This window comes from Stenotrophomonas sp. YJH_SMC_64, from assembly GCF_059371375.1.
Genome location: NZ_JCAFUN010000009.1, coordinates 185050 through 200612 on the forward strand (window position 1 = coordinate 185050; position 15563 = coordinate 200612).

General features: G+C 66.8%; 15 protein-coding genes. 10 read left to right on the forward strand and 5 right to left on the reverse strand.

Annotation, left to right across the window (positions count from 1 at the left end; all coding sequences use genetic code 11):
- The first annotated feature begins 41 nt into the window (after nucleotides 1-41).
- The 3 genes from AC5P9L_RS11775 to AC5P9L_RS11785 all read left to right on the forward strand — a co-directional run bounded on the left by AC5P9L_RS11775 (nucleotide 42) and on the right by AC5P9L_RS11785 (nucleotide 1991).
- Entirely contained in the window at nucleotides 42-425 is a 384-nt protein-coding gene (locus AC5P9L_RS11775) for a sensory rhodopsin transducer (protein ID WP_005409793.1), read from the forward strand.
- A 100-nt stretch (nucleotides 426-525) separates the two neighbouring features.
- The gene (locus AC5P9L_RS11780) at nucleotides 526-1392 is read left to right on the forward strand and encodes a glucose 1-dehydrogenase (protein ID WP_279915523.1); all 867 of its coding nucleotides are present in this window, start codon (nucleotides 526-528) and stop codon (nucleotides 1390-1392) included.
- A gap of 5 nt (nucleotides 1393-1397) precedes the next feature.
- The gene (locus AC5P9L_RS11785; RefSeq protein WP_279915524.1) at nucleotides 1398-1991 is read left to right on the forward strand and encodes a mechanosensitive ion channel domain-containing protein; all 594 of its coding nucleotides are present in this window, start codon (nucleotides 1398-1400) and stop codon (nucleotides 1989-1991) included.
- Nucleotides 1992-2107: 116 nt separating this feature from the next.
- Here the strand turns inward: AC5P9L_RS11785 and AC5P9L_RS11790 are convergent, their stop codons facing one another.
- Together AC5P9L_RS11790 and AC5P9L_RS11795 are read right to left on the reverse strand one after the other, a co-directional pair.
- Nucleotides 2108-4051 carry a MacB family efflux pump subunit gene (locus AC5P9L_RS11790; RefSeq protein ID WP_495230623.1) on the reverse strand — a complete coding sequence of 648 codons (1944 nt, stop codon included), beginning with the start codon at nucleotides 4049-4051 and terminating at the stop codon, nucleotides 2108-2110.
- Nucleotides 4052-4053: 2 nt separating this feature from the next.
- Nucleotides 4054-5235, reverse strand: coding sequence for an efflux RND transporter periplasmic adaptor subunit (locus tag AC5P9L_RS11795; RefSeq protein WP_279915526.1), 1182 nt, complete (start codon nucleotides 5233-5235; stop codon nucleotides 4054-4056).
- Between the two features lie 329 nt (nucleotides 5236-5564).
- Between AC5P9L_RS11795 and AC5P9L_RS11800 the strand changes: the two genes are divergently transcribed.
- From AC5P9L_RS11800 to AC5P9L_RS11815, 4 genes are all read left to right on the forward strand, one after another.
- Nucleotides 5565-6029, forward strand: a complete 465-nt coding sequence (locus AC5P9L_RS11800; protein WP_005413560.1) for a hypothetical protein — start codon at nucleotides 5565-5567, stop codon at nucleotides 6027-6029.
- 47 nt (nucleotides 6030-6076) lie between these two features.
- Nucleotides 6077-6793 (forward strand): response regulator, encoded by a 717-nt coding sequence (locus AC5P9L_RS11805; protein WP_279915527.1) that lies wholly within the window; start codon nucleotides 6077-6079, stop codon nucleotides 6791-6793.
- A 4-nt stretch (nucleotides 6794-6797) separates the two neighbouring features.
- Nucleotides 6798-7874: an ATP-binding protein gene (locus AC5P9L_RS11810; RefSeq protein ID WP_062607160.1), complete on the forward strand. Its 1077-nt coding sequence runs from the start codon at nucleotides 6798-6800 to the stop codon at nucleotides 7872-7874.
- Between the two features lie 155 nt (nucleotides 7875-8029).
- The gene (locus AC5P9L_RS11815; protein WP_229298673.1) at nucleotides 8030-8587 is read left to right on the forward strand and encodes an ABC transporter six-transmembrane domain-containing protein; all 558 of its coding nucleotides are present in this window, start codon (nucleotides 8030-8032) and stop codon (nucleotides 8585-8587) included.
- A gap of 158 nt (nucleotides 8588-8745) precedes the next feature.
- Here the strand turns inward: AC5P9L_RS11815 and AC5P9L_RS11820 are convergent, their stop codons facing one another.
- Together AC5P9L_RS11820 and AC5P9L_RS11825 are read right to left on the reverse strand one after the other, a co-directional pair.
- Nucleotides 8746-9834 carry a DNA glycosylase AlkZ-like family protein gene (locus AC5P9L_RS11820; RefSeq protein ID WP_154329457.1) on the reverse strand — a complete coding sequence of 363 codons (1089 nt, stop codon included), beginning with the start codon at nucleotides 9832-9834 and terminating at the stop codon, nucleotides 8746-8748.
- A 77-nt stretch (nucleotides 9835-9911) separates the two neighbouring features.
- Nucleotides 9912-10496 carry a TetR/AcrR family transcriptional regulator gene (locus AC5P9L_RS11825; protein ID WP_043033369.1) on the reverse strand — a complete coding sequence of 195 codons (585 nt, stop codon included), beginning with the start codon at nucleotides 10494-10496 and terminating at the stop codon, nucleotides 9912-9914.
- 259 nt (nucleotides 10497-10755) lie between these two features.
- Between AC5P9L_RS11825 and AC5P9L_RS11830 the strand changes: the two genes are divergently transcribed.
- A complete protein-coding gene (locus AC5P9L_RS11830) occupies nucleotides 10756-12951 on the forward strand; it encodes a TonB-dependent receptor (RefSeq protein ID WP_062607162.1) in 2196 nt (731 codons plus the stop codon).
- 157 nt (nucleotides 12952-13108) lie between these two features.
- On the opposite strand, the gene AC5P9L_RS11835 is transcribed toward AC5P9L_RS11830, so the two are convergent.
- The gene (locus AC5P9L_RS11835) at nucleotides 13109-13774 is read right to left on the reverse strand and encodes a TraX family protein (RefSeq protein ID WP_062607165.1); all 666 of its coding nucleotides are present in this window, start codon (nucleotides 13772-13774) and stop codon (nucleotides 13109-13111) included.
- Between the two features lie 113 nt (nucleotides 13775-13887).
- On the opposite strand from AC5P9L_RS11835, the gene pip reads away from it, so the two are divergent.
- Nucleotides 13888-14835: a prolyl aminopeptidase gene (gene pip / locus AC5P9L_RS11840; RefSeq protein WP_279915530.1), complete on the forward strand. Its 948-nt coding sequence runs from the start codon at nucleotides 13888-13890 to the stop codon at nucleotides 14833-14835.
- Nucleotides 14836-15259: 424 nt separating this feature from the next.
- A complete protein-coding gene (locus AC5P9L_RS11845; RefSeq protein WP_005409807.1) occupies nucleotides 15260-15559 on the forward strand; it encodes a hypothetical protein in 300 nt (99 codons plus the stop codon).
- The last annotated feature ends 4 nt before the right edge of the window (nucleotides 15560-15563 follow it).

Consider the following 15563-nt stretch of genomic DNA (forward strand, 5'->3'; position numbering starts at 1 on the left):
ACTGGACACGATGGCAACACCCCTCCAGCTAAAACCGCGTCATGGAAACGAACGCTTCCTGCATCGGGCATCGACGCTGGGCTATCGCCGAGGGCTACATTCCAGCCTGGAGCAACGGCCCGTCACCGGAGATGCAGAGTCACGAAACCTGCTGCGTACTCAATGCCGGCGACGAGCCCGCGCATGTCACGCTCACCCTCTACTTCGAAGACCGTGATCCGGTGGGCCCCTACCGGGTCACCGTGCCGGCGCGACGCACCTGTCACCTGCGCTTCAACGACCTGCAGGATCCGGCGCCGGTGCCGCGCGGCACCGGCTTTGCCACCCTCGTTGAATCCGACCAGCCGATCATCGTGCAGCACACGCGGCTGGATTCACGGCAACCGGCCAACAGCATCATGACCACGATCGCCCATCCGTTGTGAAGTCCTCCGCGCAGGCGTCCACGCTGCAACGACACCGCGCCCTCCGGCCGTTTACCCGTATAGGGGGAGACTGGCGCCGGTTTCCTTACGGAGAGTGACGATGGCCCTGCCCGACTACCCACGCCCGCCCTTCCCCGCCCAACAGCAATCCTTCACCGGCAAGACCGCGCAGATGCAGCCGCGGCCGGACCACGGCGAGAACAGCTATCGCGGCCATGGCTTGCTGCAGGGCAAGAAGGCACTGATCACCGGCGGTGACAGCGGCATCGGCGCAGCCGTGGCCATCGCCTTTGCGCGCGAAGGCGCCGACGTTGCCATCGCGTTCCTCGATGGTGAGCAGGACGATGCCCGCCATGTGCAGCAGCAGATCGAACAGGCCGGGCGCAAGGCCGTGCTGGTGCCGTGTGACATCAGCGACCCGGCACAGGCGCGCTCGCTCGTGGACCGCGTGGCCAGCGAACTGGACGGCCTCGACATCCTGGTCAACAACGCGGCCTACCAGCGCTACTACGAGCACTTCGACGACATCACCCTGGATGACTGGAAGCGGACGTTCGATACCAATGTCCATGCCGTGTTCAATCTGACCCGGTTGTGCGTCCCGCACCTGCGCGGTGGCGGCGCGATCATCAACACCGCATCGGTCAATTCCAAGCGGCCGACCCCGAACATCCTTCCGTACTCCGCGACCAAGGGCGCGGTGGCCAACCTGACGCTGGGGCTGGCGGGCCTGCTGGCCGAGCATCAGATCCGCGTCAATGCGGTGCTGCCCGGCCCGATCTGGACGCCGTTCATTCCGGCAGGCATGGCCGCCGAGGAGGTCGAGCAGTTCGGCTCGCAGACGCCGTTCGGCCGCCCCGGGCAGCCAGCCGAACTGGCATCGGCCTATGTGATGCTGGCTTCGGACAGTGCCAGTTATACCTCTGGTGCACTGCTGACCATTTCTGGCGGCGCGGCGACGCTGTAGCCTCCATGACCGGATTGCCTGCCTGGATCGAGGACTGGCTGACCGTGGTTGTGCCGGTGGCGGAGGTGCTGGCCATTCTCGGCGTCGCATGGGTGATGGTGCGTGCGCTGGCGTGGCTGCTGGTGCAGGCCCGGCAACGCGGCAGGCTGGCTCCAGAGCTTCATGTGGGCCTGCGCCGCGGCGGTGCCCTGCTGCTGTATCTGGCGGCCGCGCTGCTGATACTGGAGCGACTGGGCGTTTCGCGCTCGGTGCTGTGGACCGCGCTGACCGGGTTCATGGCGGTCGGCGCGGTGGCGTTCTTTGCCGCGTGGAGCGTGTTGTCCAACCTGTTCTGTTCGTTCCTGATCGTCGCCACGCGCCCGTTCCGCATCAATGACACCATCGAAGTGCTGGAAAGCGTGGACAAGCCGGGCCTGTGCGGCCAGGTGGTGGACATCAACCTGATCTACACCACGCTGAGTGATCGTGGCGAAGGCGCGCGCGGTTGCCTGCTGCGCGTGCCCAACTCGTTGTTCTTCCAGCGCATCACCCGGCACTGGGGCGACAGCGGCTATGCGCAGCTGCGAGCAAGCGTGCCGATCAAAGGCAAGGCGCGCTGAGTCGCTGTAGCGCCGAGCCCATGCTCGGCTTGCTGCGCGCGGCGCAGGGCGCATCGCGGTCTGAATGGAGAGCAGCCGAGCGCGGGCCCGGCTCTACGGTGCCACCGCGGACGACGCTACTCCGCCGCCAGTGCCTGGATCGGGTCCAGCTGTGCGGCATTGCGGGCCGGGAAGTAGCCGAAACCCAGCCCGATTGCAGACGAACATGCCAGCGCGGCGAGCACCGGCCCAGGCGTGAACAGGAACGGCACGCCCAGTGACAGCAGACTGGACAAGGCTCCCACACCCAACGCGGACAACACGCCCAGCACGCCACCGAACAGGCAGATCAATACGGCCTCGATCAGGAACTGGCGCAGGATGTCGCCCTGCCGAGCCCCCACCGCCAGCCGCACACCGATCTCGCGCACGCGCTCCTTCACCGACACCAGCATGATGTTCATCACGCCCACGCCACCGACCACCAGCGCCACCGCCGCAATCGCCGAGACCAGCGCCGCCATGGTCTGGCTGCACTTCATCACCGCCTTGCGGATCTGGTCCGAGTTGTAGATGAAGAAATCGCGGCGCCCATGCAGCCGCTGCAGTTCCGCACCCAGCGAGGCCTCAGCTGCACGGGTTGATACGTCATCGCGCACGCGTACGGTGATGCTCTCCAGCCGCTGGCTGCCAAGCAGGCGCGAGGCCGCCGAGGTGTAAGGCACGTAGACCGTGGGCGTCGCGCCGCCTGCGAATGCACTGGCACCCACCACCCCGATCACGTCCACCGGCATGCCGCCCAGCAGCACCGTGCCGCCGATCGGATTGCCGTTGAACAATGCCTTGGCCGCCTTCTGGTCGAGCACGGCCACCGCGCGATGCGCCTCCACCTCGGCATCGGTGAAGAACCGGCCCGCCTTCAGGCGCAGCCCGCGCACGCGGGGTAGATCAGCGCCCACGCCAAGCACCTGTGTGTTGGCGCGCCGGTTGCCCTGCAGAGCGGCCACCGAGCTGCTCAGGTTGGGGCTTACGCTGTCTACGTAACTCAATGCGGCCAGGTGATCGGCATCGTCCACGACCAGCGTTTCAATCTCGGCCGAGCGCGGGTCGCCGAAATCCGCACCCGGGAAGATCTCCAGCGTACTGGCACCCAGTTCGTTGATCTGTGACTCGACCTGCGCCCGTGCGCCCTTGCCCAACGCAACCACGGTCACCACCGCAGCCACGCCGATGATGATGCCCAGCATGGTCAGCAAGGTGCGCAGGCGATGGGCCAGCATCGAACGTACCGCCATCCGTGCCGCTTCCCTGGTCGCATCCAGGCGCGCGCGGCGCTCGGCGCCCGGTTCCGTGCCGCGCGCGGGCGCGACGGCTTGGCGTGCAACCGCGGGATCACCCGTACCACAGTCGGATACGACCCGGCCGTCTGCGATCTCGATCACGCGTGAAGCGTGCGCGGCAGTCGCCGCATCATGGGTCACCAGGATCACGGTATGGCCCTGCGCATGCAGGCGCTTGAGTTCGGCCATCACCTGCCTGCCGCTGGCATGATCCAGCGCGCCGGTCGGCTCGTCGGCCAGCACGATGGCGCCGCCGTTCATCAGCGAACGCGCAATGGAAACGCGCTGCTGCTGGCCGCCGGACAGCTGGCTGGGCCGGTTCGCGGTCCGCTCGCCCAGGCCAAGCGTTTCCAGCAGCAGGCGGGCACGCGTGGTGCGCGCATCGGCCTCCACCCCGGCATAGACTGCCGGCAGTGCCACATTCTCCGCGGCGCTCAGGTTCTCCATCAGGTTGTAGCGCTGGAAGATGAAACCGAAATGCTCGCGACGCAGGTGCGCCAGTTCATCGGGCGACATCTGCTCGGTTGCGGCGCCGTGCACGCGGTAGCTGCCTTCGGTTGGCCGGTCCAGGCAGCCCAGGATGTTCATCAGCGTGGATTTTCCCGAACCGGACGGGCCGATGATGGCGATGAACTCGCCCGCCGCGATGCGCAGCGACACGTCCTTCAACACCACCACCTCGCCGGCGGCCGAGCGGTAGGCGCGCGATACGCCATGCAGTTCCAGCAGCGCGTCGGCCATGCTCACATCCCCAGCAGGCTGGTGGGCTCGGCTTCCGCGCCACTGGGCGCCTGCCCGACCACCACGTTCTCGCCTGCCTTGAGGCCGGACAGGATCTGCACCGCAGTAGCTGTGCGCAGGCCGGTCGTCACCGCGCGCTCGCGGGCACGGCCCTTGGCGTCGATCACCTGTACAGTCGCGCGGTTGCCCGCCTTGTCATCGCTCTCGGACACTGCTGTCAACGGCACCTGCAGCGCGTTGGCGGCGCGCGCCAGCTGGATCGTCACCTTCACCGTCATCGACGGCTTCAGTTTCAGGCCTGGATTGGGTACGTCAAACAGCCCGGCGTAGTACACCGCCTTCGGCGTCTGCGCCGATCCACCCGTGTTGCCGGTGGCCACATCGGCAATCGACGATGGCGCAGGTTCAAGCTGCTGCAGATGCGATTCGTAGCGGCGTCCGCCCGGCCCCAGCGTAGAGAACCACAGGGGTTGGCCAGGCGCGATCAGCTCCACGTCGGCCTCCGCGATCTCGGTGCGAACCGTCATCGTGTCCATCTGTGCCAGCATTACGATGGTCGGCGTGGTCTGCATCGAGTTCAGCGTCTGCCCGGCCTTGGTGACGATGGCCACGATGTAGCCATCGGAAGGTGAGACGATGCGGGTGTAGCCCAGGTTGATCCGCGCCGTTTCCACCTGGGTCAGCGCCTGCTCGATCTGGGCCTGCAGCGCTGCGACGTCAGAGCGCGCCGCTTCGCGCGCCACCCGCGCGGACTCGAAACCTTCCTGCGAGACCAGCCGAGACGCCACCAGCTGCGACTGGCGCTCATGCACGCGGATGGCCTGGGCGTAGCGCGCCAGGCTGGCGGCATGCTGGGCACGCAGCGCATTGGCAGCCGCTTCGGCGCTGCGCAGGGCGATGCGCTGCGGCTGCGAATCCACTTCGGCAATCAGATCACCAGCGTGCACACGCTGGCCCAACACCACATGCAGGCGCTTGACCTGGCCCGATACCTGCGCACCCACCGCCACCAGTTCCTTGGGGTTGACCCGGCCAACGGCCTGCACGGTCCTTTCCAGGTCCGCCACCCTTGCCGGGGCCGTGATCAGCGCGGCATCATCACTTTCGGCGAACAGCCACCAGCCGGTGCCGCCTGCAAGAAGCGCAACGATTGCGGCAATGATCCAGGTCCTGCGGTTGTCCATCGTAAGGCTCGCATGCACGCAGCCACCGGATGTGACCGCAGAACCCGCAGTCTGGGAGGTGGTGGTGGATGTTTCTTGGAGCCACTGTGGAGATTGCATGGAGGCCGCACATCCGTTCAGGCACGGCGTCCGCTCCTGAACGGCACGGATCGCGTCCATGAAATCTCGACACAATCTCGACCAAGTCTCCATCAACGGCCCCTAGCCTTGTCGGCCTCGCCGACTGCGTTCCCGCCGTGTCCCTCCCGTTTCCTGACCTGCCTCCCATCGATGTCCGCCGCGCCTACCTCGCCTGGTGCGCGCCTTCGCCGTGGCTGCTTGCACTGGTAATGGCGTCGACCAGCGCCTGGATGCTTGCCAGCGCGAACCCGGCGCCGCCCCTGCTGGCGGGCGCCGGTGCCGCCGCGCTGGTGTGCTTCCGCAGCGAAGGCCCCGCCCATTCGGCGCGCACGGGCACCCTGGCGTCGCTGGTGCTGATCGGCTTCGCGGCCTGGTCCGCCTCCAGCGCTGGCCTGAGTCTCATGCCTGCAGGGATAGCGGCGGTCCTGGTGGCTGCGTTGCTTGCCCGGCGCCTGTGGGCCCTGGTCCGCATGGCCCGCCGCTTGCAGGACCGGGTGGACGCAACGGGCATGCAATCACGGTGGAGCAAGCTGCCTGCGGCCGTATCGGCCCTGCTCGCACAGCACCTGCGCGGGACCGCAACGCTGGCGCCCGCCCTGCAGCACACGCTGGTGCTGGCCACCCTCGCCTGGGCCGCCCACGAAGAAGCACAGACCCTGGAACGGCCACGATGACACCGCCGCCGGCACTCCCCATCTCGCACTTGAAACTGCAGCGTTCAATGAAGACCGATGCACGCACGCACCAGGCGCCCCTGGTGCTGATTGCCGAGGATGAAGGCGAAATTGCTGACATTCTCGGCGCCTACCTGGCCCGCTCCGGGTTGCGCAGCGCCCGCGCCGCCGATGGCGAAGCCGCCCTCGCCAGCCACCGCCAGCTGCGCCCCGACCTGGTGCTGCTGGACGTGCAGATGCCGAAGTTGGATGGCTGGCAGGTCCTGAGTGAGCTGCGCCGGCGCGGCAACACCCCGGTGATCATGCTCACCGCACTGGACCAGGACGTGGACAAGCTCACCGGCCTGCGCGTCGGCGCCGACGACTATGTGGCCAAGCCCTTCAATCCGGCCGAGATCGTCGCCCGCATCCAGGCGGTGCTGCGCCGTAGCGCGAAGCCCATGGCAGAAGAACCCAACGGGCTGATCCGGCAGGGCCCGTTCGAGATCGACCTGCGCAGCCATGAGGTCACCGTGCGCACCGATGACCATGTGCACGCTTTGAATTTCACACTCACCGAGTTCCGTTTGCTGGTGCACATGGCGCGCGCACCGCGCATGGTGCACAGCCGGCTGGATCTTCTCCAGACCTGCCTGCCGGAAGGCGATGCGCAGGAGCGCACCGTGGACAGCCACGTCAGCAAGCTGCGCCGCAAGCTGGAGGACGTCGGCGTCATCGGCATTCCCGCCACCATCCGCGGTGTCGGCTACCGCTTCCTGGACTGAACCGATGAACCCCAAAGGCAAGAGCATCGGGCGCCAGATCACGCTGTCCATCACGGTCGCGTCGCTGTGTTCAACCGTACTGTCGATCAGTGGTTTCTACCTGTTCTATTACCTGATGGAGGTGTTCTATCCACGCTGGTATGACGAGCCGGAAACCATCATGCCGTCAGGGCTGGAGTGGCTGTGGATCGGCCTTACCGCCACTGTGGTGGTGGCACTGGCCACGTTGATCGCCTCGCGCCTGACCCGGCGCATCATCACCCCGCTCAACTCAGTGGCCGAAAGCCTGCGTCGCGTCGCCAGCGGTGATCTTGAGGCGCGTGCGCGCGGCGGCGACACCTCGATGACCGAGGCCGCCACACTGGTCAGCGACTTCAACTCAATGGCCGAGCGGCTCAGCCGGATGTCCGAGAACCGCGTGTTCTGGAATGCAGCGATCGCACACGAACTGCGCACGCCGATGACCATCCTGCGCGGCCGCCTGCAGGGCATCGCCGAAGGCGTGTTCGAGCCCGGGCCGGAGCAGTTCAACAGCATGCTCACCCAGCTGGAGGGCCTGACCCGCATCATCGAAGACCTGCGCGTGGTCAGCCTTGCCGAAAGCGGTCACCTGGATCTGCGCCTGCAGCGCAGCGATGTCAGCGTGCAGGTAGCGGCGGTGGTCGAAGCGATGTCCGAGGCGTTGACCGAAAGTGGTTTCTCGATGACCTTGGACGCACGGCCGTCGCTTGCCGACTGCGATCCGGCACGCATCCGCCAGGCGGTGCTGGCACTGCTGGAGAATGCGCGGCGCCATGCCATCCCCTGCCCACTGCGGGTCCGTGTCACGCTGGCCGAAGGCCATTGCACCGTGACCGTTGAGGATGGTGGCCCCGGTGTGCCGGACGACCTTCGCGACAGCATTTTCGAAGCCTTCCAGCGCACCGATGTGTCGCGCTCGCGACAAAGTGGTGGTTCCGGGCTTGGCCTGGCGGTGGTGCGCGCGATTGCCGTGGCCCATCACGGAACGGCGCGATGCAGGGCGACCGAACGCGGTGGTAGCGCGTTCGAGATCCGCTGGCCGGTGCACGCGCGTCGTTGAGGGCCATTGTTGCCCTGGAATGCCCGAAATGCCGGAACTGCCTGGGTAGAGTCGACTGTCAGGCGACTTGCGCGCGAAAGCGCGGGTTCTTCCAACAGTTCGCAAAGAGCAGTCGACCAACAGTCGACTCTACCCCCGACCCACCCAGGGATCCCATGAAACACCCCCATGATCCAGCGGCCGCCGCCGGCAGCATCGGCCAGCAGAATGCGGCCGCCACCCTGAAGGCCATCCTGCGCACCTACCCCTGGCAGCTCACCGGCACGTTCTCGCTGGTCGCACTGGAGAACGCACTGCTGCTGGCCTATCCGCTGTTCGCCGGCTTCGCGGTAGACGCGATCATCAGCGGCAACATCGGCCATGCCATCTCCTACGCCGGCGTGGTGCTGCTGTTCTGGTTGGTCGGTGCCGCCCGCCGCGCGGTCGATACCCGGACGTTCACCCGCATCTATGCCGATCTGGCAGTGAGCGTGGTGCAGGCGCAGCGCCGCCTGGGCCAGGCCACCTCCACTTCGGCGGCCCGCGTCGTTCTGGCCCGCGAGTTCGTCGACTTCTTCGAAAAGCACGTGCCGATCATCGCCACCGCACTGGTATCCATGTTTGGCGCTGCGGTCATGCTGCTCGCAATTGAACCGCTGGTCGGTGGTGCCGCCCTCCTTTCGCCGGCAGCCTGGACGATGCACCATCGATGGTGGATCAGCTCGCGCGGCTGAAGGACATCGGCCGGCGAGTCAGCCCCGGCATGGACGATGCGGACCACAAGGACGCCGCTTGACCGGTAGATCCCCACCTTGGTGGGCACCGATGAAAGCCCGCGCCAACCAAGGTTGGCGACTACCGGGCGCGATGGGTACCCATGCGCCGCTTGGTGCTACAGGAACCCCGCCATGCGCTGCAGCTCGTCGTCCAGCGCACCACGAAATACCTTGTCGCGGGCCAGCGACTTGCCGGCATAGCCCACGTTCGACACCAACTCACCTTCGCGCATGCTCAGGTTGGCCCAGCCCACCACCTGGTCGTGCCACAACACCGGCAGTGCGTAGTAGCCATACTGGCGCTTCGGTGCAGGCGTGTACGCCTCGAACTTGTACACCCAATCCCACAGCAACTCGAAACGGCGGCGGTCCCACACCACCGGATCGAACGGCGCCAGCAGGCGCACCTGTTCGTCCGGCGCATGGCGGCGCGAGCGCGGATTTTCGTCCGCCGGCCAGTACCAGGTGGTGCCCTCCAACGTGCAGCTGGCCAGCTGCTGCTTGGCCAGTGCCAATGCCTTGCGGGTCTGCTCGGCCAGGTGCGGAGCGCCATAGCCCAGCAGGCGCACCAGATAGGTCAGGCTGGCCGAAGGCAGCGGTGCGTACTTGCGCACCACCAGATCGATCAGGGCGGCAGCACGTTCGATCTGCGCCTGTTCGCTGGAATCGGGCTCGGCATGATCGGCCACCGCGTAGATGCGCGTACCGCTATCGCGCCGTTGCACGCGCAGCAGGCCGCGGTAGTGCATGCCGTCCAGCAGATGGGTACTGGCATTGCTGGTGCCGCCCCAGTAGTTGGTCACCCGCCCATGCGCGAACGCCTGGTCGACCTCGCGTGGGTGCACGCTGCCACGCTCGCGCACGAAGGCCAGCACGTCGGCCGCACGGCGATGGGTCTCGGCGTCCCACTCGCGTTTGGAGACACGCGGGTGCATCAGTGCCAGATGCTCGCGCGGCAGGAACCCGTAGTTCACCAGGCAATCCTCTTCCACCGGCAGACGCGTGTAGCGCCGCTCAAGATCGCCTGCGCGGTAATCCTTCACGCGGTGGCGCAGAGTCAGGTCCTGCGCGCGTGCGGGTGCGCGGATCGGGTCGGCCTGCACGAAGCCCAGCCGCCGGATCGCGGTCAGCAGCGTGGTCGGCTTGAACAGGGTGCGCGCCACCGCGTAGCGGCGAAGGTCATCGAGAGTAGGCGTGGCAGGCATGGCCGCATTGTAGATCCACGCCATCCGTAGATGGGGCCGTGGCGAACCGTGCAACGGCACCCACGCATGGCGTGGATCTACCGAAGCCGCGATACCTCCAGCGAACCGATCACCAACGCCCGCATGCCCTGCTTGAACTCGGTGATCACCTGCCCCTCCTCGTCGTCCGCAATCGCATAGATCGTGTCGGCGCCAGCGATGCAGTAGAAGGCGATCGTGGCCAGCAGCCAGCGCGCCTTGTCCACCGGCAGTCCGAACACCTCGGCCACGTGCGCCTGGTGCGATGCGATCTTTTCCAGCATCGGCGCGGTCGCCACCGTGCGCCGAAGCAGGTAGGGCGGTAGCCCGGGATGCGCCTTCACCACTTCGCACAGCGACTCCACGAACCCCATCAGATAGGCCTCCAGCCCACCCGGTGCGTCGACCGACGCGCGCGGAATCTGCCAGCGCTGGAACACCGCCTCCGCCACCAGGCGCTTCAACGCCTCCAGGTTGGCCACGCGCTTGTACAGCGCCGCCTGGGTCACCGCCAGTTCGGCGGCCACGTTGGCCATGGTCAGGTTGGGCAGGCCCAGACGGATGCCGATGTCGGCCAGGCGCTCCGGGGTGATGGTGGGCGGGCGGCCACGGCTCGGCGCCGTTGGATCGGGGTGCGTGCTCATACGGTGCCTGCTCTTACGGTGCGCGTCCATACCCTGCTGAGGGTGCCAGTAAAGGGACCCTCTTGTCCGCTTCGATTGATTTAGTTTAACTTACTCAACTAATTCGGAAGGCGTCCAGCACGCTGCCCGTGATCGAGCCCATGGCTCACCTCCCGCCAGGTCCCCACCCAGCCAACAACCCTGCGCTGCGCCCTCTCCCCGTGCTTGCCGTCGGCAGCGCGCCAGGCGCGCTCGCGCCTGCGATTCACAGGACTCTGGCATGACCGTTTACAACTTCACTTCTGCACAACATGGTGCTGCCGCCGCATCCTCCGGCCTTACGCATCCGCCGGGCATGCCCCTGCGCTACCCGATGTCCGCCCTCGCGCTGGGGCTGCTGGCCTCGTTTGCCGCGCTGGCCGACACCGCACCGTCCACCCTGCCCTCGGTGCAGGTGCAGGAACAGCGCCGGGTCACTGCGGACTATGCGGGCGGGCAAGTGGCCGCCGGCAGCCGCGTCGGCCTGCTCGGCGACAAGGATTTCATGGACACGCCGTTCAATACGGTCAGCTACACAGAGTCGTTCATCCGCGACCGCCAGGCCAAGGACCTGACCGACGTCATTGCCGCCACCGACCCCACGGTGTTCAGCAACGGCGTCACCGGTGCGTGGAGCGAGAACTACGCGATCCGAGGCTTTGCCTCCAACACCAGCGACACCACCTTCAATGGCCTCAGCGGCATGGCGCCGTACTACCGCACCTCGCCGGAAATGTTCGAGCGCATCGAAGTGCTGAAGGGACCGTCTGCGCTGCTCAACGGCATGCCGCCGGGCGGTTCGGTCGGTGGCAGCGTCAACCTGGTCCCCAAGCGTGCGGGCGAGCAGCCATTGCTGCGGGTCAGTGCCAATTTCGCCTCCGATGCGCAGTCCGGCACCCACGTGGATGTCGGCCGTCGCCTCGGCGCCGACAAGCAGTTCGGCATCCGCTTCAACGGTGCGTACCGTGATGGCGAAGGCGCGGTGGGCAAGCAGCGCAAGAAGGTACAGCTCGGGTCGCTGGCACTGGACTGGCGCGGCGAACGTGCGCGGCTGTCGGCCGATCTGTACAGTGCCGATGACCGTGTTGACGGCCCGGCCCGTGGCGTCGGCCTGGCACCGGGCGTGGCCATTCCGCGGCCACCGCGTGGCGATACGCTGATCAACCCGGACTGGGCCTACGTGGACAGCCAGGACAAGGGCGCGATGCTGCGCGGCGAGCTGGATATCAACGATAGCCTGATGGCCTACCTCGCCTACGGCACCAGCAAGACCGACTACCGCTACAACGGTTCGATCAGCGCGCAGATCCTCAATCCGGCCGGCGACTTCACCACGGTGATCGGCCAGCTCGCCTTCGACATCAGGAAGCAATCCGGAGATGCCGGCCTGCGCGGCTCGTTCCGCACCGGCAGCGTCGGCCACCAGTGGGCCGCCAACGTGACCCACTACCAGCACACCCAGAACGACTACGGCCGCCGCAGCGTGCCGGGCTGGGACTGGACCACCAATCTGTACAACCCGGTGTGGGGCCCTGCGGCACCGTTCATGGCACCGCACATCTCGCATACCGAGCTGACGCTGGACAGCCTCGGCTTCGCCGACACCCTGTCCTTCGGCGATGACCGCGTGCAGTTGACGCTGGGCGTGCGTCGCCAGCAGGTGGTCAGCGAGACCTTCAGCGTCGCTACCGGTGCGCGCACCTCGCGCTACGACGAGAGCGCCACCACGCCGGCAGCGGCGCTGCTGGTGAAGACCACCGACACGGTCTCCCTCTACACCAACTACATTGAAGGCCTCAGCCAGGGCGCCACCGCGCCGATGACCGCTGCCAATGCCGGCGATGTGTTCGCACCGTTCCGCACCAAGCAGAAAGAGCTGGGCCTGAAGCTGGACCTGGGCAGCTTCGCGCACACCTTCAGCGTGTACGAGATCAAGCGACCGAGCAGCTACACCGACCCGGTCACGAATATCTTCTCGTTTGGCGGCGAGCAACGTAATCGCGGCGTGGAATGGGGCTTCTTCGGCGCCCCGCTGGATGGCGTGCGCCTGCTCGGTGGCGTGGCGTACGTGCAGCCGAAGCTGACCCGCACGGCCGGTGGCGTGAATGAAGGCCGCATCGCCACGGCCGTAGCGCAACGGCAGGCCAAGCTGGGCGTGGAATGGGATGTGCCGACCTTGCAGGGCCTGACCTTGACCGGCAATGCCACGGCGATGTCGAAGCAGTACATCAGTGCCGACAATAGCCTGTCGGTGCCGGGGCGTACGTTGTTCGATGTCGGGGCGCGCTACAGCACCAGTGTGGCGGGTCGACCGCTTGCGCTGCGCGCCAGCGTGAACAACGTGACCAACAAGGCGTACTGGGGCATGCCGTTGCTTTCAAGCCTGGCGCTGGGTGCACCGAGGACGGTGTTGCTCTCTGCGACGATGGACTTCTGAGCCGGGCGACAAACTGTCAACGGGATCCACGCATAGCGTGGATCTGCCGGAAACTGTAGAGCCAGGCCATGCCTGGCTGGGTTCCATGGTGATCCGCCAAACGCATCCACGCCTGGCGTGGATCTACCGACACAAGGCACGACCACGCACGCACTGATCACGAAAGCACGCGCGCCACCACCGCCAGCACCGCCAGATGCCCCACGTAGTACCCATAGAACACCCAGCGCCAGCGCGGCAGTCGCCACGGCACCCGCGTCGCCAGCACGACCACCGGAACAGCCAGCAGTGCCCAGCCGTTGTGGTTGACCCCGCACACCGCTGCAAGCCCAACCAGCAACAGCCACCACGCCCGATGCCGGAACGCGACCCAGGCCAGCAGCACGGCGCCAACACCGGCCCACTGGTAGTCCACGAACATCGGCAGCACGCCGGCAGCCAGCAACAGCAGCACAGGCCGATTGTTCGCAAACGCATGCACGGCCACCACTGCCAAGGTGAAGGTGAGCAGGATGTTGAGCGGCAGCCAGGAACCGAACGCCAATGCGTGCAATGGCTGCGCAATCAGCCCCCATAGTGCCAGCCGGCGGATCGATTTGCGCAGGTCGGCGCCCGGCTGGGCCAGGTTGCAGGCCATCACCAGCGCGAACAGCGGGAAGGCGATACGCCCCAGTTCGCTGACCACCGGCACGTAGCCCCCGAAGACCACCTTGGCCACGTGGTCGCCGGTCATGGCCAGCAGCGCGATCCACTTCAGCAGCTCGCGCGCGCCGCTGCCGAGGGTGAGGTTGAACGTGGACGTCCCGGTCGTGGTCGCTTGCATCGCGGAAGCTTATGCGCATCGGCCAGCGCATTTCCAGCGCCGCGCAGGAGGCCACCGCTGCAAGCCGCAGGTGGCGGCGCTATGCTGGCCACCCTGCTTGTGAGATGCCCGCCATGCGCACCCTGTACCCCGCCATCGAACCCTACCGCGAGTTCACCCTGAAGGTGAGCGATCTGCACACGCTACATGTAGAAGAGTGCGGCACGCCCGAGGGCATTCCGGTGGTGTACCTGCACGGCGGCCCGGGCGCCGGTATCTCGCCGACCCATCGCCGCTTCTTCGACCCGACGCGCTACCGCATCATGTTGATCGACCAGCGCGGCAGCGGCCGTTCCACGCCGTTCGGCGAGCTGCGCGACAACACTACGCAGGACCTGGTGGCCGATATCGAGAAGGTGCGTGAGCATCTGGGCATCGAACGCTGGCTGGTCTATGGCGGCTCCTGGGGTTCGACCCTGTCACTGGCCTACGCGCAGGCGCATCCCGAGCGCGCCACCGGCCTGATCGTGCGTGGCGTGTTCCTCGGCCGCGAAATGGAGAACCGCTGGTTCGCCGAGGCCGATGGGGGTGCGCGCTGGATCTTCCCGGAGCGCTGGGACCGCTATCAGGCCTATATTCCGCACGCCGAACGTGGCGACATGATTGCGGCCTACTGGACGCGCATGGATGGCCCGGATGAGGCAACCCGCGTCGAAGCCGCGCAGGCCTGGCTGGGCTGGGAAGACAACGCCGCCACCCTGCAGCACGACGTGGATGCGCAATCCACCGATGATCCGCTGGATACGCTGGCCAAGGCCCGCATCGAAGCGCACTACTTCCGCAACGGCATCTTCCTGGAACCGGACCAGCTGCTGCGCAACATTGATCGCATCCGCCACCTGCCCGGCGTGATCGTGCAGGGACGCTACGACATCATCTGTCCGCCGCGCAGCGCGTGGGACCTGGCCAAGGCGTGGCCGGAAGCGCGCCTGGAGATGGTGACCTCCGGCCACAGCGCCAACGAGCCGGCCACGGTCGATGCGCTCGTGCGCGCGACAGATGCCTTTGCCGACCGCTTCTGAACAGGTGGGTAGTGCCGGCCGCTGGCCGGCATCCCACCGTGCGAGGTAGTAGCGTCGACTGTGAGTCGACTGCAGTTGGCGACACTGCTTCGAGGCCCGCGCTGCGCGCGATAGTCGATTCACAGTCGACTCTACGGGGCCGGGTATCAGGTGCCAGTCACACCACCCGGCTATACCAAGGTATAGCCCAGCTAACCCACGAGCCTCTAGGCCAGCCCCATTCAGGGGCGGACAATAGCGCCATTGGCCAGGGCAATCCTGGCCGGCACCCTCCCCTCCTGGAGACGCAGATGGACCCCGAACCTGCCGGGCGCACCGCGCCCCCGATGCCCGCAATCCGCCTGTTCCTGGCGCCTGCCCGCCGGTCCCTGCCTGCCTGAGTGACGGGGGACCGCCAGGCGCCGCTTGCCTGGAGATCGCCCCCATGTCCTACAAGATCCTCTACATCACCCTGCGCCGCCTGATCGGCGAGCGCGATGTTGCCGGCCTGCGCAGCCAACTGTTGCAACACGGCCCGGTCATGTTCGCCCGTTCGCTGTCGCTCGGTTCGCCGCGCGTGGTGGCCGATGCGCTGTCGCTGCTGCCAATCAGCGAGCGGATCACCGTGCTGCGCCATCTGCCCTACCCGCTGCGCGATGCCATGAAGCCGCTGTGCATCGGCGGCAGCCAGCGCCTGCACATGCAGCCGTGGTCGCCGGCGGTGCTGGCGATGCGCCACGCCTGACCTG